The sequence below is a fragment of the Olleya sp. YS genome, assembly GCF_029760915.1.
Taxonomy (GTDB): Bacteria; Bacteroidota; Bacteroidia; order Flavobacteriales; family Flavobacteriaceae; genus Olleya.
The window spans coordinates 897,577-921,470 of the sequence record NZ_CP121685.1; the positions used below are offsets into that span (position 1 = coordinate 897,577).

The window sequence follows — 23,894 nt, forward strand, 5'->3', positions numbered from 1 at the left end:
ATATTAGAACATCGCTAATTATCAGATTGTTAATCTAATATGTAAAATCTCACAAAAAAACCTACTTATGAAAAAAGTTGAAAACATTAATAGACACAAAGGTAGTTTGTATTGTTCAATTTTTGGGCATAACTTTCAAGTTAGCAAAAAAGTGACTTATCATGTAAAAGAATATAACTGCTGCAATTGTAAAAAACAAATGACTACAAATGGCAATGGATATTTAACAGAGTTGACTGATAAGTTTAGAGAAATTAATTCGGTTTTAGAGCGTATTCATAAAAACAAAATGAAACGATTTGCTAAAAACAAAGAGGCCTTTTCTAATTTAAAAATGACCTCTTAATCTTTATCAAAACTATTCCAACCTTGAGCAGTTAGTTTTATTTTTTGATCAGCTCTAGTCACTAAGTGTGCTCCAGCATTTTCTTCTGTTATAAAACCAATAACCGTCAAATTTGGATTAGCTTTTATTTTTGGAAAATCTTCTTGAGAAATGGTCATTAATAATTCATAATCTTCACCTCCATTTAAGGCTATTGTCGTACTATCTAAGTTAAATTCTTCGCAAGTAGAGATTACTTGAGGGTCTAACGGTAACTTATTTTCATATAAATCGCATCCTACTTTACTATGCTTACATAGATGTAAAATCTCAGAAGATAACCCATCACTAATATCTATCATTGAGGTAGGCTTAACATCTAAATCTTGTAATAATTTAATGATATCTTTTCTAGCTTCTGGCTTTAATTGACGTTCTATTATATAGGTATAAGCATCTAAATCGGGTTGATTGTTTGGGTTAACTTTAAATACTTCTTTTTCACGTTCTAAAACTTGAAGACCTAAATAAGCACCTCCTAAATCTCCTGTAACCACTAATAAATCATTAGGTTTTGCTCCATCCCTATAAACTTCATTTCCTTTCTCAACTTGACCAATAGCAGTCACAGAAATAATTAATCCAGACGTTGATGACGTTGTATCTCCTCCAACTAAATCTACATTGTATAATTTACAAGCAGTTTGAATTCCTGCATATAATTCTTCAATTGCTTCTAAGGGAAAACGATTAGATACAGCTATAGAAACTGTAACTTGAGTTGCTTCTGCATTCATAGCATACACATCAGATAGGTTAACAATAACAGCCTTATAACCTAAATGCTTTAAAGGCATATAACTAAGATCGAAATGAACACCTTCTACTAAGAAGTCTGTGGTAACTACTACTCGTTTATTTTCAAATTCTAAAACAGCAGCATCATCACCAATAGTTTTAATGGTAGACTGTTGTTTAACTTCAAAGTTTTTAGATAAATGGTCAATTAATCCAAACTCTCCTAACTGACTTAATTCTGTACGCTGTTGATTTTTGTCTTCTATCATAGTGCAAAAATAGTAACCATAACTTAATAGTAGATAAAAAAGGAATGAAATTGTTTTTATCTTTTAAAAATTACATAGTAATCTGGAGAAATTAAGCAATTTAACACGCGTTTTAGGCTATTTGTCGGTAATTCTGCTAAATTTGTAACACTAAAATTTAGAAGAACTTAACCTGATGACTATTTCAAGAAAATTATTGACAACTTTAACATTAATAATTAGTCAATTAATAATGGCTCAAAGTCCGTGTGTTGGTGGTTTTGCAACTCAAACTATAGACGGTATAACAACTAGTTATCCTTGTGATGGATACGATTTAATGTCTCGAGTACCAATTTCAACTTTAGCAACCACTCTTGGTAACGAAGAAGGTAGCGATATTTGGGGTTGGACTGATCCATTAAATGGTGACGAGTATGCAATTGTGGCTACTACAAATAGCACAGCTTTTGTTAATATAACAGACCCAATTAATCCTATTTTTTTAGGCAGAATAGAAACTGCCAATGGTAATACCTCTTATTGGAGAGATGTAAAAGTGTACAACAATCATGCTTTTATAGTCGCAGACATTATTGGCAACCATGGTATGCAAGTTTTTGATTTGACTAATCTGCGTTCTGGACCAAATCCAGATTTAACCTACACTAGTAGTCCTTCCGATGGTAATGTTTTGAGGTTTCAAGGTGACAACGGTATAACTATAGGAAGTTGTCATAATATTGTAATAAACGAATCAGAGGGTATTGCTTATTTAGTTGGATGTGCTGGAGCTGCAAGTGGAGGTCCTGTTTTTGTAGATATTTCCACACCTTTAAGCCCAACAATAATTGGTAGTTATTCTGCTGCTGGTTATACACACGATGCTCAAGTTATTACATATAATGGAACAGATACTAATGCAGACATCAGTGGTGTATCAAGTTATGTTGGTAGAGAAATTTTGTTGGCAAGTAATGGTGGTTCAAATGATAGAGTTGTATTATTAGATGTAACGGACAAAACTAATCCACAGTTTATTTCAGAAATTACGTACCCAAATCCTGGATATGCACATCAAGGATGGTTCACAGAGGATCATCGTTATTTTATTTTTGGAGATGAAACAGACGAGCAATCCTATGGAAGCAATACCAGAACATTTGTTTTTGACCTCCTAGATTTAGATAATCCTGTGCTATCCTCAATTTACACAGGTCCTTCATCTGCAATAGACCATAATGGATACGTTAAAGGCGATTTATTTTACATGGCTAATTACAGAGCTGGCTTACGCATTTTAGATATAACTAATATAGGAGCAGCTACAAACTCTATGACAGAGATTGGTTATTTTGACACCTATCCTAACAATAATGGAACTGCTTTTAATGGTGCATGGAGTACATATCCTTACTTTAATAGCGGAAATATTGTTATTAGTGATATAGAACGCGGTTTATTTGTAGTTAGAGCAACTAATAACCCTTTAACTACTGAAGAGTTTAACTTAGAAACTACGTTTATACTCTCACCAAATCCAGCTAAATCAACTTCAACAGTAAAAGCTAGTAAAGGACAAACAATTACCTCTATTGAAATATATAATGTATTAGGTAAAAAGCTATTTTCTAAAAGCAATATTAATAAAGAAACTTTCGTTTTACCAATACAACAACTTAACAATGGCATATATCTAGTCAAGATTAACAATTCTACTTCTAAAAAATTAGTTGTCAATAAATAATACTATGAATCTACTTAAAAAGCTATTAAAATCTACTACTCTTATACTAACAGTTTGTGCTATAGTGTTAGTATATCAAAGTTGCTCAAACGACGATGATAATTCAGGAACTAACGCTCCTGACACTGATCAAGATGGTGTAGCTAATGCAGTAGATAATTGTCCAGATATCGCAAATCCCAATCAAGAAGATGCAGATAACGATGGTATTGGTGATGCTTGTGAGTTAGACAGTGATAACGATGGTATTATTGACGATTTAGATAATTGTCCAAACACGCCAAATCCAAATCAAGAAGATGCAGATAATAATGGTATAGGTGATGCTTGCGACACACAACAACCTCTACCTCAATTTCCGTGTGTAAATGGTATGGCTGGTCCGTATCCTTGTAATGGTTATGACTTGATGGCTGAAATAGACCTAGCTACTTTAAGTGGTATTGCTAATGCTGATGGAAGTGACATTTGGGGCTGGACAGACCCTTTAGATAATAAAGAGTATGCTATAATAGGACTTTCTAATAGTACGGCTTTTGTAGATATCACTGATGCTGCCAACCCTGTGTTTTTAGGAAGACTAAATACAAATGCTGGATCAAACGTTTGGCGAGATGTTAAAACTTACAACAATCATGCTTTTATAGTTGCTGATAATGTTGGACCACATGGTATGCAAGTGTTTGATTTAACGAGATTAAGAAATGTAACCAATGCACCAGAAACGTTTACTGCAGATGCAGTATTTAACGGTGTTGGAAGCTGTCATAATATTGTAATTAATGAAACTGAAGGCATTGCGTATTTAGTGGGTTGTGTAAGTACTAATGGAGGAGGTCCTATCTTTGTAGATATTTCGGACCCTACAAACCCAATTTACTTAGGAGATTATACTGCTGTAGGCTATACACACGATGCACAAGTGGTCACATATAATGGACCAGATTCTGATTATTCAGGTCGAGAAATTTACGTAGGTAGTAATGGTAATACAGATCAGGTCGTAATTTTAGATGTTACAGACAAATCAAATATCACTGAAATTAGTAGTTTCACCTATCCACAAACCTCTTATGCACATCAAGGTTGGTTTACAGATGATCAAAAATATTTTATCCTAGGTGACGAAACTGATGAAACGTCTTTTGGTTTTAATAGTAAGACAATCATTTTTGATTTCACAGACTTAGATAATCCTGTTTTACATGCAGATTACTTTGGACCAACACCTGCTATAGACCACAATGGATATGTTAAAGGTGATGAATATTATTTAGCAAACTACAGAGCTGGATTACGAGTTTTGGATATTTCTAATATCGATTCTACTACTAACCCAATGAACGAAACAGGTTTTTTTGATACTTACCCATCTAGTGACAGTGCTAATTACAATGGAGCATGGAGTGTCTATCCTTACTTTGCCAGTAATAATATAATTATTGGTGATATAGATAGTGGATTAATAATTGTTAGAAAAAGTAATTAATAATGCTTTTAAAATCGTCTTATTATTCTTCATTAACAATAATTATGATATTGTTATTTACCTCATCTTGTAAAGATGATGATAACCTTTTACCTGCTAATAACCCAACCTCAGCACAAGGAATTCTTGAACAAGTTACTACTTTAGGAGGCACAAAAAACGAAAGCGGACAATCCGTTAAAAACACCTCAGATGGTGGTTTTGTTATTTTAGGATTTACACAATCTATGGATGGAGATGTGATCACTAAAGACAATGAGAGTTATGATGTTTGGCTATTAAAATATGATGAAGATAGTCAATTAGAATGGTCAAAAACTTATGGTGGAACCAATGACGAAAGAGGTAATCAGGTCATTCAAACCCAAGATGGTGGCTACGCTATAATTGGACATACTTATAGTAGTGATGGTGATATTACTATCAACAATGGTCAGGAAGATTTTTGGGTTATTAAAACAGACGCACAAGGTAATTTAGTATGGCAAAAAACTTATGGTTACTCTGGAATAGATACTGGATATTCAATCTTGCAGACTAGTGATGGTGGTTATTTTATCACTGGTGTTTTAGATGTAACCGCTTCTGGTGGTGCAGGAAATACTAAAAGCTTACAAACACAACACGCTGGAGGTGATTATTGGACCCTAAAACTAGATCAAACTGGAACTATTCAATGGAGTAAGTACCTTGGTGGATTATTCACAGATACAGCTTTTGATGCTTTACAAACTGATGATAATGGCTTTTTAATTGTTGGTTCATCAGATAGTGAAGATACCGATATCTCTAACAATAAAGGGTCTTATGATTTTTGGGTAACTAAAGTCTCTTCTTCAGGAGTTTTACAATGGGAAAAATCTTTTGGTAGTACAGAAATTGATGAAGCTAGAGCAGTTATCGACTCTGGTGATGGTAATTATCTTATCATTGGAGATACCAGAGGAGAAGATACAGATGTTAGTTCAAATTTTGGAGCAGCAGATGTTTGGGTCATAAAAATTTCTCCTACTGGAGAATTACTTTGGGAAAAGACTTATGGTGGTGAAAACTTTGATGTAGGTCGTGCTATTGCGGTAACTAACGATAATGGTTTTGTTATCTGTGGAAGCTCTAGAAGCGCATCCGGAAACCTAACCGAAAACCAAGGACAAAATGATGCTTGGATTATTAAAATTGGTAGTTCAGGAAATCTAGTATGGCAACAAGCTGTTGGTGGAACAGATGTCGATTTTGCTTACGGTATTGCAGAGCTTGAAAACGGAACTATTATAACCGTTGGAGAATCCAGTAGTAATGATGTGGACATTACAGAAAACAAAGGGTTTACGGATTTACTGTTAATAGAAATACAATAAAAATGAAAAAGACATTATTACTTTTAATAGCATCTATTTTAGTAGTTGCTTGTCACGAAGATCCAGATGACAATACCACGCCATTAGCAAGCGTATCATTTAACTTCACACACCATTGGGATGACACGGTAATAGATAATAGTAATCTTCAAACCGAAATCGTTACAAACGAAAATGGAGAAGTAATTAGTATGAGTAGAATTAGATATCTAGTGTCAAAGTTTCAATTAGCGAATACATCTGGAGATATATATACTTTTGATGGTTACAAATTTACTGATGTTTCTGATGAAACGACTTATAATTTCACTCCAGAAATTAATAACATTCCAACAGGAACTTACACTCTAAATTTTATTTGGGGTTTTAATGAAGCAGATAATATTGATGGTGCTTATCAAGATTTAAATACAGAAAGTTGGAGTTGGCCAGCAAATTTAGGTGGTGGTTATCACTTTTTACAATTTGATGGAATGTACAACGTAGATACAACAGCATCAAGTCCTTTTAATTATCACAACGGAACAGCAAGAGTAAGTGACGGAGTGTTTGAACAAAATTTTGCAGTCATTGTATTAGAGACGCCAATTATTATATCAAATGATGCTTCCATAGAAGTTAAAATGAATATTGCAGAGTTCTTTAAAAATCCAAACACATGGGATTTAAATGTTTTGGATACACCACTAATGCCAAATTATAATGCACAAAAAATGATGCAAAACAATGTGTTGAGTGTGTTTAGTATTGGTGAAATTTCTTTATAAAATGAGATATTGGATTACATTATGCAGTATTATATTAGTGGTTTTATCATGTTCTAAAACAGATGAAACGTCTCAGAATGCTTATGTGCCAATACCTTATCAATTAGAAATCCCTCCTCTTTTTGAAGAAAAATTGATAGACCCAATCATACCAATAAATAATCCTCTAACTGTTGAAGGTGTTTCTTTAGGCAAACGTTTGTTTTTTGACAACATCCTTTCAATAGATAACTCTAAGGCTTGTGCTAGCTGCCATTTACCACAAAATGCGTTTTCAGATCCAAACCAATTAAGTATTGGTGTTTCTGGTGGTTTAGGTAGCAGAAACAGTATGCCATTATTTAACTTAGCGTGGAATTTTGACGATAAATATTTTTGGGATGGTCACGCTTTAGGGCTAGAACAACAAGCATTAGAACCTGTAATTGACCCAAACGAATTGGGTAATCTAGATTGGTCAACAGTCGAACAAAAACTTAATAATCATCCAGAATATCCCACTTTATTCAATCAAGCGTTTGGAACTTCGACTATAACAAAAGAGTTAGTTTCAAAAGCAATTGCACAATTTGAACGGATTATAATTTCTGCTAATTCTAAATTTGATAAATTTTTAAACGGACAAGCTACACTAACACCTCAAGAGCAAAATGGTTTTGATGTTTTTATGGACGAAGAAAGAGGTGACTGTTTCCATTGTCACGGAAACCCAAATAATCCCTTATGGACAGATAATCAGTTTCATAACAATGGATTAGATGCTAGTTTTACTGATTTAGGATTAGGTCAAGTCACTGGTAATCCAAACGATAATGGTAAATTCCGTTCACCGTCACTACGTAATTTAGCATACACAGCGCCTTACATGCACGATGGACGATTTACAACTCTAGATCAAGTCATAGAGCAATACAGCACAGGGCTTAAAGCTTCTTCAACCATTGACCCATTAATGAAAAAAGTAGATCAAGGCGGAGTTAATCTTTCCAATCAAGATAAAGCAGATTTAAAAGCCTTCTTATTAACCCTATCTGACCCTTCATTTATTAATAATCCTGCTTTCCTTCCTCAATAAACAAAATCAATCAAACCATATGCTAATATAATGTTAGTTGATGTGGTAAAAAGCGACTGATGTTGTATCTTTGCACTCAATTTAGATTTAATCTATTTAACAGATATGATAAAAGTTTCTGATACAGCTAAAAAAAAGGTCATCGAGCTAATGAACGATGATGGCTTTAACCCAAGCACAGACTACGTTCGCGTGGGTGTCAAAAGTGGTGGTTGTTCTGGTTTGTCTTACGATTTAAAATTTGACAAACAAAAAGCAGAGGAAGATAAAGTTTTTGAAGATAATGCTATAAAAATTATTGTTGACAAAAAAAGCTTTTTGTACTTAATAGGAACTACTTTAGAATATTCAGGAGGATTAAACGGAACTGGTTTCGTGTTTAATAATCCTAATGCTAACCGTACTTGCGGTTGTGGTGAATCGTTTTCATTATAATTTAATATAAAGACAAACTATGTCAAAATATACAGAGGATGACCTTAGAGAAGAATTAAAAACCAAAGAATATGAATATGGTTTTTATACAGATATAGAATCTGAAACTTTTCCTATTGGTCTAAATGAAGATATTGTTCGTGCTATTTCTAAGAAAAAAGAAGAGCCTGAATGGATGACTAATTGGAGATTAGAAGCCTTTAGAGGTTGGAAAGACATGGCAGAACCAGAATGGGCTAATGTAAATTATAAAAAGCCAGATTTTCAAGCTATAGCTTATTACTCTGCTCCAAAGTCTGTGGATCCAAACAAGACTTTAGACGATGTTGATCCTGATTTATTAGCGATGTATAAAAAATTAGGTATTTCTGTTGACGAACAGAAAAAGATGAACAACATTGCTATGGATATAGTTGTAGATTCTGTTTCAGTAGCTACAACATTCAAAAAAACACTTGCAGAAAAAGGTATTATTTTTATGAGTATTTCTGAAGCGATAAAAGAGCATCCAGAACTCGTAAAAAAATACATTGGTACAGTTGTCCCGACAAAAGATAATTTTTATGCTGCTTTAAACAGTGCAGTTTTTAGTGATGGTTCTTTCTGTTACATTCCAAAAGGGGTACGTTGTCCTATGGAATTATCAACTTATTTCAGAATTAACCAAGCAGGAACAGGTCAGTTTGAGCGTACATTAGTAATAGCAGATGAAGGTAGTTACGTATCCTATTTAGAGGGATGTACTGCACCAAGTCGAGATGAAAACCAATTACACGCAGCAGTTGTAGAGCTTATTGCTTTGGAAGATGCAGAGATAAAATATTCTACAGTTCAAAACTGGTTTCCAGGAACTGCAGAAGGAAAAGGTGGTGTTTACAACTTTGTAACCAAACGTGGTATCTGTGAGAAAAACGCAAAAATCTCTTGGACACAAGTAGAAACTGGTAGTGCTGTGACATGGAAATATCCTAGTTGTATTTTAAAAGGAGACAATTCTGTGGGCGAGTTTTACTCGATAGCAGTTACCAATAATTTCCAACAAGCAGATACAGGTACTAAAATGATTCACTTAGGAAAAAACACTAAGTCAACTATTATTTCAAAAGGTATTTCTGCTGGACAATCACAAAACTCTTATAGAGGGTTAGTACAAATTAGTAGTCGTGCAGAGAACGCACGTAATTTTTCACAGTGTGATAGTTTATTAATGGGTAATGATTGCGGTGCACATACCTTCCCATATATTGAAGCTAAAAACAAATCAGCTCAGATAGAACACGAAGCTACGACCAGTAAAATTGGAGAAGACCAAATTTTTTATTGTAACCAACGTGGTATAGATACAGAAAAAGCTATTGCCTTAATTGTCAATGGGTTTAGTAAAGATGTATTAAATAAATTACCAATGGAATTTGCAGTAGAAGCTCAAAAACTTCTTGAAATTTCTTTAGAAGGATCAGTTGGATAAAACCCATTTAATATGAAAAAACTAATCATCATCATTATAACCTTATCGTTTTTTGTGTCTTGTAAGCAAGACAAAAAAGAGACCAAAACTGTTGATACTAAACAACAAGAACCCGTAAAAATGTTCATGTTTGATGGTGGAACAGTTCAGGTCAACATGTTGGAAATTTTCTCGCAAGGAGATTTGTATAAAGGAGAAACTAAAACGTTTGCAGATGCCTTTTATGTAGTTCAACATCCAGAAGGGAATTTGCTTTGGGATGCTGGTTTGGGTGAAGGACTGGTTGGACAAGAACCATTTACAACGCCAAATGGCGCTTTTACGGTGTCAAGAGAAAAAGGTATTGATGAGCAACTTAAACAAATAGGTTTAACACCAAAAGATTTTAAATATATAGCATTATCACATACACATTTTGATCATACTGGATCCGCTTCAAAATTTACTGATGCGACATGGTTGGTTCAAGAAGAAGAACTTGAATTTGTTACCAGCGAAGCACAACAAAAACAAAATGCGGATAACTATAATGCTATAAAAGATCTTAAAAATATTAAAAGACTTAATGGCGATTTTGATGTTTTTGGAGATGGTAAGGTTGTGATTAAATTTACACCTGGTCACACACCTGGACATCAATCTTTGTTTATAGATCTAGAACAAGAAGGTCCATTGCTATTAACTGGAGATTTGTATCATTTTGAAGAAAATAGAAGTGGTGGAGTTGTTCCTAGTTTCAATTTTAATGTCGAAGATACCAAAGCCTCAATGTCTGCATTTGAAGAGTTTGCAGAACAAACAGGAGCGCGTGTTATTATACAACACTCGCAAAAAGATTTTAACAGTTTAAATCATGCACCAGAACCAATTCAATAAGTATTAAAAATGAAAAAAATAGTCACTCTTTTAGTATTACTAGCATTTGTAAGTTGTAAAACTGATCAAGGAGAACTTTTAATTGGCGACTTTGTGTATTACGCAGATGCTGCAGTGTTTCAGGTTGGTAATGATATTCATGGTGTCATTTTAAATGACAAGGTAGATGATATTGCTAAACAGGCTAAAGACCTTCAAAAAGAGCCAACAGATATGGTAAAAATTGAAGTTTTAGGGCATTTAATTGCCAAAGATTCACTTGAAGAAGGTTGGCCTTATAAATTGAAAATAAACAAAGTTATAAGCGTAAGCGCTTTAGACTCTAATAGAAACGACGTTATCAAACTAGGAAAATAATTAGTATGTTAAAAATAAATAATTTGCACGCAAGTGTCGAAGACAAAACAATATTAAGAGGTATTAACCTTGAAGTAAAGGCTGGAGAAGTACATGCAATCATGGGACCAAATGGTTCTGGTAAAAGTACTTTAGCATCAGTTATTGCTGGAAAAGAAGATTATGAAGTTACAGAAGGTAACATCTTTTTAGATGATGAAGATATCGAAGAGTTATCGCCAGAAGAGCGTGCACACAAAGGTGTGTTTTTATCGTTTCAGTATCCAGTAGAAATTCCTGGAGTTAGCGTAACTAACTTCATGAAAACTGCAATAAACGAAACACGAAAAGCTAAAGGATTAGAAGATATGCCTGCTAACGAAATGCTAAAGCTAATCCGTGAAAAATCTGAGCTTTTAGAAATTGATCGTAAGTTTTTATCACGTTCTTTAAACGAAGGATTTTCTGGAGGTGAAAAGAAACGTAATGAGATTTTTCAAATGGCTATGTTAGAACCTAAATTAGCTATTTTAGATGAAACAGATTCTGGATTAGATATCGATGCGTTACGTATTGTCGCTAATGGTGTAAATAAGCTTAAAAGCAAAGATAACGCTGTTGTTGTAATTACACATTACCAACGCTTGTTAGACCATATTGTACCAGATTTTGTACATGTATTATACAATGGACGTATAGTTAAATCTGGTGGTAAAGAATTAGCGCATCAACTAGAAGAAAAAGGTTACGATTGGATTAAAGAAGAAGTAAATGCTTAAATAGTTGACAGTAACAGTCGCAGTTTTTTAGTACTTACTCGGTTGTGAACATTCAAAATTTTAAAGCATCAATTAATATAAAAATTAGTACAGAATTTTTTCGCTTTTTTATACAACTGAAAACTGCGACTGAAAACTGAAAACTGAATAATATGAGTTTAAAAGATAAATTAGTGTCATCCTTTTTAGCATTCGAAAATCATGTCGATATCGATTCTAAAGTGCATGATATTAGAAGCGAAGCTATAAAGACCTTTGAAAATAAAGGGTTTCCAACAAAAAAAGATGAAGCTTGGAAATACACGTCTTTAAATAGTGTTTTAAAGCACGATTATAGTGTCTTCCCAAAGCAAGAAAATGCATTGGAATATAGTGATGTAAAAAAATATTTTATTCACGATATTGATACTTATAAAATTGTGTTTATCGATGGTAAATATTCTTCTCATTTGTCTCAAACAACTCATGATGGTATTGATGTATGTTTGATGTCTGCAGCACTAAGCAAGCCTAAGTATCAGTTAATCATTGAAAATTATTTTAATAAGGTCGCTGTAAAAGATGGGCTAACATCTTTAAATACCGCTTTTTCTAAAGAAGGCGCTTACATACATATTCCAAAAAACAAAGTTGTTGCAAAACCTATACAAATTGTACATTTTTCAACTGGCAAAGAGTCTGCATTAATGCTTCAACCTCGTAATCTAATTGTAGTTGACGAAAACAGTCACGTACAGATTATAGAGCGTCACCAAAGTATTACAGATAATCCAGTATTAACTAATAGTGTCACTGAAATTGTGGCTAACAAACGTGCTATTGTAGACTATTACAAAGTACAAAATGACAACCTAAATGCGTCTTTAATTGACAATACATTTGTCGAGCAAAAGCGTGAAAGTCACGTCTCTGTTCACACCTTTAGTTTTGGAGGAAAACTAACACGTAACAATCTTAATTTTTATCAAAACGGAGAGTATATGGACTCTACATTAAATGGTGTAACAATAATTGGCGACAAACAACATGTCGATCACAATACATTAGTACACCATATTGAACCAAATTGCGAAAGTCACCAAGATTACAAAGGTATTTTTACAGATAGTGCAACTGGTGTTTTTAATGGTAAAGTCATCGTTAATAAAGAAGCACAAAAAACCAATGCGTTTCAATCTAACAACAATATATTACTAAGTGATAAAGCTACTATAAACTCTAAGCCACAATTAGAAATTTTTGCAGATGATGTAAAATGTTCTCATGGATGTACCATTGGACAATTGGATGACAGTGCTTTATTTTATATGAAATCTAGAGGAATCCCAGAAAAAGAAGCCAGAGGTTTATTAATGTATGCATTTAGTAATAATGTCCTTAACTCTGTTAAAATACCAGAGTTAAAGCAAAGAATCACCAAGCTAATAGCCAATAAATTGGGTGTAAATATTGGTTTTGACCTATAGTAAAAGCTATGGATATTTTAAATTTATCGTCAAAGACTTTTATTAAAATAATTTGTATTTGCTTATTAATCGCAACCCTAACTGGATTAACTTACTATTTTACTAAAGGTGGTTTTTTTGATGGTATATTATTAACCTGTGTTGGGTTATCCTGTACTTACTTAATTCTAGTATTATCGCTTTTAATATTTAAAAGCATAACTAATGTCTTAGCCAAAAATACCATAAAAGTGTGGATGGTCATTCTTTCATTTGTCGCTACAGTTAGTATCTGTGGCTATTTGTTTCTGTTTCTTTTTAATAGGATAGCAGGAGAATTTAAAGTGTAATAAATTATGTTTGATGTTAACAAAATACGTAAAGACTTTCCAATACTTTCAAGACAAGTAAATGGAAAACCTTTGGTGTATTTTGACAATGCAGCAACGTCACAAACACCACAACAAGTCATTGATGTTATTGTAGATTATTACTCTAATTATAATGCTAACATCCACAGAGGTGTTCATACCTTAAGTCAGGAAGCTACAGATAAGTATGAAGCTGCAAGACATACCATACAACAACACTTTAATGCTAAACACGCTTATGAGATTATTCTAACCTCTGGGACAACTCATAGTGTAAATTTAGTTGCAAATGGCTTTGTTTCATTATTAAATAAAGGAGATGAGTTAATTGTTTCAGCTTTAGAGCATCACAGTAATATTGTCCCTTGGCAAATGTTATGTGAAAAAACAGGAGCTATTCTTAAAGTTATTCCAATGACTTTAGAAGGTGAGTTGGATATGGATACTTATTCTAAATTATTGTCTGATAAAACAAAACTAGTTTTTGTCAATCATATTTCTAATGCATTAGGAACTATTAACCCAATTGAGCGTATAATTAATCAAGCACATCAAGTAGGAGCAGCTGTACTAATAGATGGTGCACAAGCCTGTCCACATATCAAACCAGATGTCCAAGCACTAGATGTTGATTTTTATGTCACCTCAGCACATAAAATATGTGGTCCAACAGGTGTTGGAATGCTATACGGAAAAGAAGTATGGCTTAATAAAATGCAACCGTATCAAGGAGGCGGAGAGATGATAGACCAGGTTTCTTTTGAGAAAACAACATACGCAGGATTACCTCATAAATTTGAAGCAGGCACACCCAATATTTGTGGAGGCATCGCTTTTGGAGCTGCAATAGATTATATGAATGCTATTGGTTTTGACCAAATTGCAGCTTACGAGCATGAACTTTTAGAATACGGAACAAAAAAATTATTAGATATTGAGGGTTTAAAACTCTATGGTACATCCAAAAACAAAACCTCGGTCATCTCTTTTAACTTAGAAGGTATTCACCCATATGATGTCGGTACTTTACTAGACAAAATGGGTATTGCAGTGCGTACTGGACACCATTGTGCACAACCAATCATGGATTTTTATAATATCCCTGGAACTATTCGTGCCTCTTTTGCATTTTACAACACCAAAGAAGAAATTGACGCTTTGGTAGAAGGTGTTAAAAAAGCCAAACTAATGCTCTCTTAAGACCTTACATACATAACAAAATAAACGCTCAGCCAGTTGTCTAATTGGTTGAGCGTTTTTATTTATTATACATCTTATCGAAAAAGTGCCAAATAAATTTATATCTCTTAATTTATTTGTTGATTTTGCTTATTTTCAACAAATCTTTAACAAAATTATAACAAATATGAAAAAATTATTCCTAAGTATGGCTGTTGTGGCCTTACTATTCTCATCATGTAGTGATGACAAATCAGAAGTTATAAATGACGACCAATCTAAAGTTGATATGTCTGATTTTTACGTTTACACAGATGCAGATGTAGACGAAACCGCTAGACAAGCTCAAGGAAAAACGGTGTGTCATAGTATGGTTAACTTAAATAGACTACTTAATGAAAATCCAGGTTTAGAAAAGAAAATGTATGATATTGAATATGATACCAGGTCTTTTCTTGCAAATGCTAAAAAACCAGGTAAAGGAAACGGTAATGGTGGAGGACCTGGAGGAGGTGGCTCTGGTGGTGGAGACCCAATAGATAACTTAGGTGTTGTAAATATTCCTGTATACGTACACGTTGTGTATAGCAACTCTCAAGAGAATGTAAGCGATCAAAAAATAAACGCTCAAATTTCAGTGTTAAACAACGACTTTAGAGCTTCAAATAATGATGTAAACCAAGTTCCTTCTGAGTTTGCTGGATTGGTAGCAGATACAGAAATTAACTTTACACTAGCTGGTACGTTTAGACATGCTAACTCAACATCTGCTTGGAGCACTAATGACGCAGTAAAAGCTGCTTATCCACCTGTGACACCTTCAACTCACTTAAATATTTGGGTATGTAACATTAGTGGTGGTATTTTAGGATATGCACAATTTCCTGGTGGTCCATCTGCAACAGATGGAGTTGTTGTATTATATTCTAGTTTACCTGGTGGCTCTGCAGCACCTTATAATCAAGGTAGAACATTAACTCATGAAGTAGGTCATTATTTAAACCTGCGTCATATTTGGGGAGACGGAAGATGTAAGCAAGACGATTTTGTTGCTGACACACCATCTTCAGATGGACCAAACTACGGTTGCCCATCATATCCTACAGTTAATTGTCGTTCAAATGACATGACAATGAACTACATGGATTATGTTAACGATGACTGTATGTATATGTTCTCAACTGGTCAAAAGTCTAGAATGAGAACTATTTTCCAATCAGGAGGCTCAAGAGCAGCACTAGTAGGAAACTAATATTTTATTGATTTTATATAAAAAGACGCCAACTTTGGCGTCTTTTTTGTATTATTAAGTTAAAGAAACAAATTTTACAATGAAAACAATTACTATATTTCTATTTTCAATACTATTAAATGGTTGTGGAAGTACAAACCAAGCTAATGCTACTACAGATATGAAGCAAAATATAAGCGATAATCTAAATGGCTCTTTTGTTGTAAGTAAATTAGGAGAAAGCACCTCTGTACAAAACGACTTGACTATAAAATTTGATGATGCCACCAAAAGAGTATCTGGTTTTTCTGGTTGCAATAATTTTTCAGGTAGTTATCAAATTAAAGATAAAAAAATAGCTATTCTTAATCTAATTTCGACAGAAAAAGCATGTTTAGACGATACAAACATGGTAGAAAGTAAATTCTTACAATCGTTAACAAAAGCTAACAATTTTAAAATTAAAAACAATGAAATTGTTTTTTTAAATGACTCTAAACAATTGTTTAATGCTAAACCTAATACGATTACAGATACTGCTAAACAAAGTCAAGATAACTCAATGATTATTGAATATACAGCAATAACAAGAGGGACTTACAAGATGGTTAAAGTTGACCAAAATAGTATTAAGTCACAATTAAGTAGAACTGCACAAGAAGAAACAACTGCTTGCAGCAAAGACAATTGGGACACTTTAAAGAGCTTAGTAGAACCTATTAATTTAAAAGCTTTAAAAACCTTAGAACCGCCTAGTAAAGCTCATCAACATGATGGTGCTGCAATAGCAAATTTGACTATCATAGTTAATGGTGAAACTTATCAAACACCAGCTTTTGATCATGGAAATCCTCCAAAAGAAATTGCAGATTTAGTAAATAAACTTCTAGATTTAACAACACCTGAAACAAAAAAAGAAAACTAAAACAGCTAACACTATCTTTAAGACTTCTTTAGTAGTAAATCATTGGATATTGATTAATTTTGTAGCCGAATTAAATTTGAAAAATGAAGACGATTAAAGAAATACAAGACGACATTATTGATGAGTTTTCAATGTTTGAAGATTGGGAAGAGCGCTATCAGTATATGATAGATTTGGGTAAAACACTTCCGTTAATAGCTCCAGAATATAAAACTGAAGACAATATTATTAAAGGTTGCCAAAGTAAAGTTTGGGTACACGCAGAGCTAAACGACGATACAATTGCTTTTACAGCAGATAGTGATGCTATAATAACAAAAGGGATTATTGCCATTTTAATCCGTGTATTTTCCAACCAACACCCTAAAGACATAATTGAAGCTAATACCGATTTTATTGATGCTATAGGATTAAAAGAACATTTATCACCTACCAGAGCTAATGGCTTAGTTAGTATGATAAAACAAATAAAAATGTATGCAATTGCATACCAAACACAATTACAATAATTATGAGTGACACTACAATAGATACAGCAGAATTAGGTGAGAAAATAGTACGCGTATTAAAAACTATTTTTGATCCAGAAATACCAGTAGACATCTACGAACTAGGGTTAATTTATGATGTTTTTGTTAATGAAGATTACGATGTCAAAATATTAATGACCTTAACCACTCCTAATTGTCCAGTAGCCGAAACTTTACCTTTGGAAGTAGAAGAAAAGGTAAAATCTTTAAACGATGTAAAAGATGCAGAAGTAGAAATTACTTTTGATCCACCTTGGACGCAAGACTTAATGAGTGAAGAAGCTAAACTTGAATTAGGAATGCTTTAATCCAGTTGGCAATGTCCAGTTGCAGTTGGCAGTGCTTACTCTGCTTTGATTACTCAAATGTAATACGCATATCCTAAAACTAAACTAAATGTCACACTGAGCGCAGTCGAAGTGTCTTGTTAGTAAAACTTAACAACCTAAAAATTGAAAGACGAAATCATAAATCGCGTCGCGAATAGCAAATTGGTCACCATAGACCTTGAGGACTTCTATCCTGAAGGGAAACGTGTACTTTTTGATATTAAAGATTGGTTGTTTCAAGAGTTGGTTTTAAAAGAGAAAGACTTTAGAGATTATATAAAAAATCACGACTGGAGCCAATATAAAAATCAGTACGTTGCTATCACTTGTTCGGCAGATGCTATCATTCCTGATTGGGCTTTTATGCTATTGGTCGTTAATTTAGAGCCTTTTGTCGAAAAATGCCATATTGGCTCATTGGAGGATTTAGAGACTTCGATTTATCAAGATATCATTAATGACATTGATGGTACAATATACCAAGATAAACCCGTCATTATAAAAGGGTGTAGTAATAAGCCAGTGCCTGTAAATGCTTATGTTTTGCTAACAAATAAGCTTAAACCTTATGCTAAATCCATCATGTATGGTGAAGCGTGCTCTTTTGTTCCTTTATTTAAACGTTAACAACTCTGTTAATTATTTAATTGATTGATTTCTAAATATTTATGTTTCTGTTATATTTTTATTGAAATTATAGCGATACGTTATATTTGCAACCGTTTTATTAAAACTTAAAATTTATGAAGAAAATAGTATTATTAGGAGCATTTTTTATTGGATTGGTATCAATGAATGCTCAAACAAAAGAAGAGTTACAAGCTCAAAAAGCAGAAAAACAAGCAGCAGCAGATGCACTTCAAAGTGAAGCTGATGCACTACAAGCACAAATAGATGCACTTCCAGGATGGCGTAAAGGTATGTTTGGTACTATTGGTGGAAGTATTTCAGAATTTAGCAACTGGTACTCTCAAGGAGCTGCTAACAATGCTTCTGGTAACATTGGTTTTACGGTTAATGGTTTTGCAAATTTAATTGAAGACAAATTTTTCTGGAGAAATAATCTTAATGTTAATTTAGGTTGGGTTAAGTTAGACAATAAAGACATTGCAACAGATAGCGAAGATTTTAACGCTACTACAGATGTATTTAATATTTCTTCTTTATATGGAAGAAACATTGCTAAAAATTTAGCAGTTTCTGGATTAGCAGAATACAGAACAACTATTCTAGATAATTTAAATGATCCAGGGTATTTAGATGTTGGTGTTGGTTTAACTTGGACACCAATTGAAAACTTAGTAGTAGTAGCACACCCTTTAAACTACAATTTTGTTTTCGCAAAAAATGATGCTGTTTTTCAGTCTAGTTTAGGTGCTAAAATAGTAGCAGATTACACGCGTCAAATAGGATCAGTTAGTTTTAAATCTAACTTCTCTACTTTCCAATCATATGAAAATGGAGATTTATCTAACTTTACTTGGATAAATAGTTTTGGATATAACTTATGGAAAATGATTGGTGTTGGTTTTGACTTTGGCTTAAGAAGTAACAGACAAGAGGCTGCTAACTTCCAAGGGACAACCTTATCTGCAGCAGATAATAAATTACAATCGTACTGGTTAGTTGGATTAAACTATCAATTGTAATATCTAGAATATACAATATCATAAAAAAAGCACCTTAATTAAGGTGCTTTTTTATGCGTTAAGGATAGGAGTGACATCCTTTTTTTGCTGCCACATATGGCAAAAAAAGATATAACGGATAGCCTGACCCTTTAGGGTAACGCCCAAATCAAACTACTCCTCTTCTCCCATATTCTCATAATCGTAATCTGGATATAGAAAGTGATTATAAGGAAAGCGTGTTACATGAATTTCTCTAACCTCATCATACACTCGTTTTTTGAAATCTTCAAGATTTTTCTTGTTTAATGCAGATATAAATAAAGCATTATCCTCTCCTACTCTATTCATCCAAGTTTTTTTCCACTCGCCTAAAGTATAGTGTTCTTTTGTTCGCACTTCTTGTAAATTTGAAGGATCAAAAGGTTCTGGCTTATAAGCATCTATTTTATTAAAAACCATAATCACAGGTTTGTCTGCACTATCAATTTCGCCTAAAATTTTATTTACTGACGCTATATGGTCTTCAAAATTAGGATGTGAGATATCTACGACATGTAATAACAAATCGGCTTCTCTTACCTCATCTAATGTGCTTTTAAAACTTTCTACCAATTGCGTTGGTAGCTTACGTATAAATCCAACAGTGTCTGTTAATAAAAAAGGTAGGTTTTGTATCACTACCTTTCTAACAGTGGTGTCTAGAGTTGCAAATAATTTGTTTTCGGCAAAGACGTTGCTTTTGCTAATGGTGTTCATTAATGTAGATTTACCAACGTTAGTATAACCTACTAAGGCTACACGTACCATTTTACCACGATTACCACGTTGCACAGACATTTGCTTGTCTATAGTCTTGATTTTAGCTTTTAATAAGGCTATTTTGTCACGTACAATACGTCTATCTGTTTCAATTTCTGTTTCTCCAGGTCCACGCATTCCGATACCTCCTTTTTGACGTTCAAGGTGCGTCCACATACCTCTAAGTCTTGGTAGAAGATATTCGCATTGCGCCAATTCTACTTGCGTTCTTGCAGAACTGGTTTGTGCGCGCTGCGCAAAAATATCTAGTATTAAATTAGTACGATCTAGTACTTTTATATTTAATATTTTACTAATGTTTCGCTCTTGAGATGCAGATAACTCGTCATCAAAAATAGCGGTACTTATGTCATTATCTTCTACATATTGTCTTACTTCCTCCATTTTACCAGTCCCTAAAAAAGTTTTAGGATTAGGCATCTCCATTTTTTGGGTAAAACGTTTTTTTACATCTCCTCCTGCTGTGTAGGTTAAAAACTCAAGCTCATCCAAATACTCTTTAGATCTATCTTCATCTTGATCTTTGGTTACAACACCTATTAAAACTGCTTTTTCAAGCTCTGTATCTTTTTTTTCTAACATATAATTATTTATACTGCAAAGTTACATAATTGTAACCATAATAAATTTGCTATTTTTAAACCTCTAAAATTAGTGATAATTGAAATTTAATCTCTTTAAATCCAAGACCAATAAACAAACTGTTGCATTTTACAACATAGAGAACCTGTTTGATATTTATAAAGACGAATTGACACGGGACTTAGATTTTAATCCAACTTCAGAAAAACGTTGGACTATAAAACGTTACAATAATAAATTGCGTAAAATTGGCTATGCAGTATCCAATATTGGACGTAAAGAAACTAATACGCATCCTGCCATTATTGGATTAGCAGAAATAGAAAATGAAGCAGTAATTAAAGATTTGTTAGCCTCAAAACATCTTAAGGAATACCCTTACAGTTATGTACATTATGATAGTAAAGACGAACGTGGAATTGATGTCGCTTTATTATACGACCGCAAAAAATTTAGTGTTTTACATTCTGAAATCTTTGAGTTTTCGTTTCATACTGAAGGCTATATAGATCATACTAGAGATATTTTGTGGGTTAAAGGGTTATTTTTAAACGAAGAGATAAATTTTATTGTCAACCATTGGCCATCAAGACGATCAGGTAATAACGAAACAGAACACAAACGAAAAGCTGCTGCTGCATACGTAGAAATGATTATATCTAAAATAAAAGTAGACAAACCAGATGCTAAAATTATAATCATGGGTGATTTTAATGATGATCCATCTAGTAAAAGTGTACGACAATTAGTTAATAATCAAGGATTATTTAATCCAATGGAAACTTTAATTTCTATAGACAGAGGGACTACTGTTCATAATTTTGAGTGGAATTTATTTGACCAAATAATTATTACTCATAATTTTTTTGAACGTAAAGCCAAAAGCCTGCGCTACGTTAAAGCCGATATTTATGATGCTGATTTCCTAAAGCAATTTGATGGTAAATATAAAGGCACTCCTTACAGAACTTATGTTGGTAAACACTATAAAGGTGGTTATAGTGATCATTTTCCTGTATATATGATTTTAAATAAAAAATGACTTTAATTATGTAAGCTTTTGTAAAAATTATATAAAGCTAATTGCTTATTGATCCTGTAATTTTGTTGTGCATTTAATTATAAATCTTAAAAATCATGATACAATATCAAGTGGGCAGTGCTGCAATACAAAACATACTTGCAATGAGTTATGATTTGGAACGCTCTTTACAATATTTAAAATCTCAAACCAATACTATTGCTATACAATCATGGATTGATGAAAAATTGTCTCATACTTTGGCTTTTAAACTTAAAAGTTTAAGTCTTTTAAATAACATGACAATAGAACAAAAAAAGCGTTCTAACTTAAAAACTTCATTGCGTTTTTTCTGGTTCGATTTTAAAAGATTATTTTATAAAAATGAAGATAGAAAAATCATTAAAGAGTGTATGGAATTAAGTGCTTCATTTATAAACGAAATTAATAAAGAGATTGGCTCTGGTATACATTGTGAAACAACTTACAGCTTATTGAATGACTTAAAGACTAAGGTGTTTAGCAACAAAGACCATCTAAACTTAAATAAATTAATACCTAATTAATTTTAATTTTTCCTTAAACATTATAGCTGCACTTGTATAACCACCTTCACTACCATCAACAAAATGAATGTGTTTTTCTTCTCTATCTTCAATATAACAAGACATGATGGACGCGTGTGTACTATGCAATCCATAGATAATAAGCTTTTTAGACTCTAAATCATCTAGTAAAAGCTTAAGCTTACTAAGTTGCTTATTAGTACCTGCAATAACTGTATTAATTGATCCATCCAACATTATGGTATCAGATAGTTGAGTTACTCTGTAAACATATAATTTTCCAGCTTTAGAGAATTTAAAATAATACTTACCAAATACCGTAATTAGCCAATTGTTAATCAAATAACTCCTTTTGTATTTACCTAATCTAGTATACATCTCTCTTCTAATTTTCTCAATAGAAGTATTTAATTTTAACTTTAATGCAGATATAGGATTTCGTTGGTTTAATTCGCCAAAAACAAAATTAATTTCGTTCATAATCATTCCGTAGATCTCTGCTTGTTTTTTTTCGTCATGACAACTAACTAAAAGACATATTACTTTTTTTTCTGGTTTATCTGGGAAAATTTCGTCCCATCGACATTCCATTCCAGTAAGGTTTAAAGATTCAAATTTAGGTAACGCTGTGTTTTGATCTACAAAAGTCCCTTTTATGATTTGCTCTGCATATTTTAGCCCATTACCTAATACAATTGGTGTTGTAAGGTATTGATTGTGTCTTAGCTTAGTAATTCTAACAGAATAATTGTTGTTGTAAACCTCTTCTAAAGATAAAGAACCAATGCGCAAAACCAAGTTTAAAGTTTTTTCAATATGGTAACTATAATTGTGTAAAGCATTTAAAACATCTTCTAAAACCGTATTGGGTATTAACAAAGTAGAACCATCACCTCCAAAAAAATAAGGTATTTCAATGTTTTTATTAATTTTTTTTAGGGTATTTAATACGGTAATAATGCTTCCTGTGGCACTTAAATTAACATCGTTATGTTGACCTTTAGCTACTGCTGCAGTTGAGTTTTCAACATCTGTTACTACGACAGACCAATTTTTAGGGACACCAACAAATAAACTTTCATCGTTTAAAAGTTGGGATAGAGGCATGTTGTTTTTAGGGATATTATTATAAAAATTTAAATCATCTTTCATTAACCTCATTTTCAAGTTAGCCTGTAAATATAACCTTAATAAAGCTATCCACTGTCCGTAATTAATAAATTATATAACGTTTATAAAAAATTATGTAATGCCTAAAGCGGTGTTGTGTATTAATTTAGCAGTGTAAACTTATTATAACAATCAATCACCAATCAACTAATTAAAAAACCTATTAAAAAATAATCATGAAGGCATTAAAAAACATATTAATTATACTAGCAATTGTTTTTTGGGCATTGGGTTATATTTTTTTTGGAGGTCAAATTGCACACACATTTAAAATCTTGTGTTTTACAGCAATATTAGTTAGAATGATTGTGTATGCTAAATATGAATTTTATCCAAATAAAAGGACACCAAAAAACCCAAAAGATTTAAGAGAACAACAGTCCAACGATTAATA

Annotated in this window: 25 protein-coding genes; 22 read left to right on the top strand and 3 right to left on the bottom strand. The window is 32.8% G+C overall.

Going from position 1 to position 23,894, the window contains the following annotated elements; genetic code table 11:
* Window positions 1–67 precede the first annotated feature (67 nt).
* Entirely contained in the window at window positions 68–346 is a 279-nt protein-coding gene (locus Ollyesu_RS04145) for a hypothetical protein (RefSeq protein WP_279302536.1), read from the top strand.
* Here the strand turns inward: Ollyesu_RS04145 and thiL are convergent.
* Complete coding sequence (gene thiL, locus Ollyesu_RS04150; protein ID WP_279302537.1) at window positions 343–1,392, bottom strand: thiamine-phosphate kinase; 1,050 nt, start codon at window positions 1,390–1,392, stop codon at window positions 343–345. The two genes, Ollyesu_RS04145 and thiL, sit on opposite strands and share 4 nt — an antisense overlap.
* A gap of 175 nt (window positions 1,393–1,567) precedes the next feature.
* Between thiL and Ollyesu_RS04155 the strand changes: the two genes are divergently transcribed.
* The 18 genes from Ollyesu_RS04155 (at window position 1,568) to Ollyesu_RS04240 (ending at window position 19,360) form a co-directional block, all read left to right on the top strand.
* Window positions 1,568–3,118 carry a choice-of-anchor B family protein gene (locus Ollyesu_RS04155; protein WP_279302538.1) on the top strand — a complete coding sequence of 517 codons (1,551 nt, stop codon included), beginning with the start codon at window positions 1,568–1,570 and terminating at the stop codon, window positions 3,116–3,118.
* A 4-nt stretch (window positions 3,119–3,122) separates the two neighbouring features.
* Window positions 3,123–4,607 carry a choice-of-anchor B family protein gene (locus Ollyesu_RS04160; protein ID WP_279302539.1) on the top strand — a complete coding sequence of 495 codons (1,485 nt, stop codon included), beginning with the start codon at window positions 3,123–3,125 and terminating at the stop codon, window positions 4,605–4,607.
* A 44-nt stretch (window positions 4,608–4,651) separates the two neighbouring features.
* On the top strand, window positions 4,652–5,965 hold the full coding sequence (locus tag Ollyesu_RS04165) for a hypothetical protein (RefSeq protein WP_279302540.1): 1,314 nt from the start codon (window positions 4,652–4,654) through the stop codon (window positions 5,963–5,965).
* A gap of 2 nt (window positions 5,966–5,967) precedes the next feature.
* Window positions 5,968–6,732 (top strand): MbnP family protein, encoded by a 765-nt coding sequence (locus tag Ollyesu_RS04170; RefSeq protein WP_279302541.1) that lies wholly within the window; start codon window positions 5,968–5,970, stop codon window positions 6,730–6,732.
* 1 nt (window position 6,733) lies between these two features.
* Window positions 6,734–7,807, top strand: coding sequence for a cytochrome c peroxidase (locus Ollyesu_RS04175; RefSeq protein ID WP_279302542.1), 1,074 nt, complete (start codon window positions 6,734–6,736; stop codon window positions 7,805–7,807).
* 105 nt (window positions 7,808–7,912) lie between these two features.
* Entirely contained in the window at window positions 7,913–8,242 is a 330-nt protein-coding gene (locus Ollyesu_RS04180) for an iron-sulfur cluster assembly accessory protein (protein ID WP_279302543.1), read from the top strand.
* A gap of 19 nt (window positions 8,243–8,261) precedes the next feature.
* Complete coding sequence (gene sufB, locus Ollyesu_RS04185) at window positions 8,262–9,710, top strand: Fe-S cluster assembly protein SufB (RefSeq protein WP_279302544.1); 1,449 nt, start codon at window positions 8,262–8,264, stop codon at window positions 9,708–9,710.
* 12 nt (window positions 9,711–9,722) lie between these two features.
* Window positions 9,723–10,586 (top strand): N-acyl homoserine lactonase family protein, encoded by an 864-nt coding sequence (locus Ollyesu_RS04190; RefSeq protein ID WP_279302545.1) that lies wholly within the window; start codon window positions 9,723–9,725, stop codon window positions 10,584–10,586.
* A 9-nt stretch (window positions 10,587–10,595) separates the two neighbouring features.
* On the top strand, window positions 10,596–10,943 hold the full coding sequence (locus Ollyesu_RS04195) for a hypothetical protein (RefSeq protein ID WP_279302546.1): 348 nt from the start codon (window positions 10,596–10,598) through the stop codon (window positions 10,941–10,943).
* A gap of 5 nt (window positions 10,944–10,948) precedes the next feature.
* Entirely contained in the window at window positions 10,949–11,701 is a 753-nt protein-coding gene (gene sufC / locus Ollyesu_RS04200; protein ID WP_279302547.1) for a Fe-S cluster assembly ATPase SufC, read from the top strand.
* Between the two features lie 152 nt (window positions 11,702–11,853).
* A complete protein-coding gene (sufD, locus tag Ollyesu_RS04205) occupies window positions 11,854–13,167 on the top strand; it encodes a Fe-S cluster assembly protein SufD (RefSeq protein WP_279302548.1) in 1,314 nt (437 codons plus the stop codon).
* Between the two features lie 335 nt (window positions 13,168–13,502).
* On the top strand, window positions 13,503–14,717 hold the full coding sequence (locus Ollyesu_RS04210; protein WP_279302549.1) for a cysteine desulfurase: 1,215 nt from the start codon (window positions 13,503–13,505) through the stop codon (window positions 14,715–14,717).
* Window positions 14,718–14,883: 166 nt separating this feature from the next.
* On the top strand, window positions 14,884–15,948 hold the full coding sequence (locus tag Ollyesu_RS04215; RefSeq protein ID WP_279302550.1) for a M43 family zinc metalloprotease: 1,065 nt from the start codon (window positions 14,884–14,886) through the stop codon (window positions 15,946–15,948).
* A gap of 79 nt (window positions 15,949–16,027) precedes the next feature.
* The gene (locus Ollyesu_RS04220; RefSeq protein ID WP_279302551.1) at window positions 16,028–16,852 is read left to right on the top strand and encodes an META domain-containing protein; all 825 of its coding nucleotides are present in this window, start codon (window positions 16,028–16,030) and stop codon (window positions 16,850–16,852) included.
* A gap of 83 nt (window positions 16,853–16,935) precedes the next feature.
* On the top strand, window positions 16,936–17,361 hold the full coding sequence (locus Ollyesu_RS04225; protein WP_279302552.1) for a SufE family protein: 426 nt from the start codon (window positions 16,936–16,938) through the stop codon (window positions 17,359–17,361).
* Window positions 17,362–17,363: 2 nt separating this feature from the next.
* Window positions 17,364–17,690: a DUF59 domain-containing protein gene (locus Ollyesu_RS04230; RefSeq protein ID WP_279302553.1), complete on the top strand. Its 327-nt coding sequence runs from the start codon at window positions 17,364–17,366 to the stop codon at window positions 17,688–17,690.
* 144 nt (window positions 17,691–17,834) lie between these two features.
* Window positions 17,835–18,338: a DUF2480 family protein gene (locus Ollyesu_RS04235; RefSeq protein WP_279302554.1), complete on the top strand. Its 504-nt coding sequence runs from the start codon at window positions 17,835–17,837 to the stop codon at window positions 18,336–18,338.
* A gap of 116 nt (window positions 18,339–18,454) precedes the next feature.
* On the top strand, window positions 18,455–19,360 hold the full coding sequence (locus tag Ollyesu_RS04240; protein ID WP_279302555.1) for a DUF3078 domain-containing protein: 906 nt from the start codon (window positions 18,455–18,457) through the stop codon (window positions 19,358–19,360).
* 153 nt (window positions 19,361–19,513) lie between these two features.
* Here Ollyesu_RS04240 and hflX read toward each other — a convergent pair whose 3' ends face one another.
* Window positions 19,514–20,743 (bottom strand): GTPase HflX, encoded by a 1,230-nt coding sequence (gene hflX / locus Ollyesu_RS04245; protein WP_279302556.1) that lies wholly within the window; start codon window positions 20,741–20,743, stop codon window positions 19,514–19,516.
* 79 nt (window positions 20,744–20,822) lie between these two features.
* Here hflX and Ollyesu_RS04250 point away from each other — a divergent pair, with 79 nt between their 5' ends.
* Both Ollyesu_RS04250 and Ollyesu_RS04255 read left to right on the top strand, forming a co-directional pair.
* Window positions 20,823–21,785 carry an endonuclease/exonuclease/phosphatase family protein gene (locus Ollyesu_RS04250; RefSeq protein WP_279302557.1) on the top strand — a complete coding sequence of 321 codons (963 nt, stop codon included), beginning with the start codon at window positions 20,823–20,825 and terminating at the stop codon, window positions 21,783–21,785.
* 95 nt (window positions 21,786–21,880) lie between these two features.
* Window positions 21,881–22,330, top strand: coding sequence for a hypothetical protein (locus Ollyesu_RS04255; RefSeq protein WP_279302558.1), 450 nt, complete (start codon window positions 21,881–21,883; stop codon window positions 22,328–22,330).
* On the opposite strand, the gene Ollyesu_RS04260 is transcribed toward Ollyesu_RS04255, so the two are convergent.
* Window positions 22,316–23,482, bottom strand: a complete 1,167-nt coding sequence (locus tag Ollyesu_RS04260; RefSeq protein ID WP_279302559.1) for a DUF3095 family protein — start codon at window positions 23,480–23,482, stop codon at window positions 22,316–22,318. The two genes, Ollyesu_RS04255 and Ollyesu_RS04260, sit on opposite strands and share 15 nt — an antisense overlap.
* 194 nt (window positions 23,483–23,676) lie before the next feature.
* On the opposite strand from Ollyesu_RS04260, the gene Ollyesu_RS04265 reads away from it, so the two are divergent.
* Window positions 23,677–23,892 carry a hypothetical protein gene (locus Ollyesu_RS04265; protein WP_279302560.1) on the top strand — a complete coding sequence of 72 codons (216 nt, stop codon included), beginning with the start codon at window positions 23,677–23,679 and terminating at the stop codon, window positions 23,890–23,892.
* Window positions 23,893–23,894: the final 2 nt, after the last annotated feature.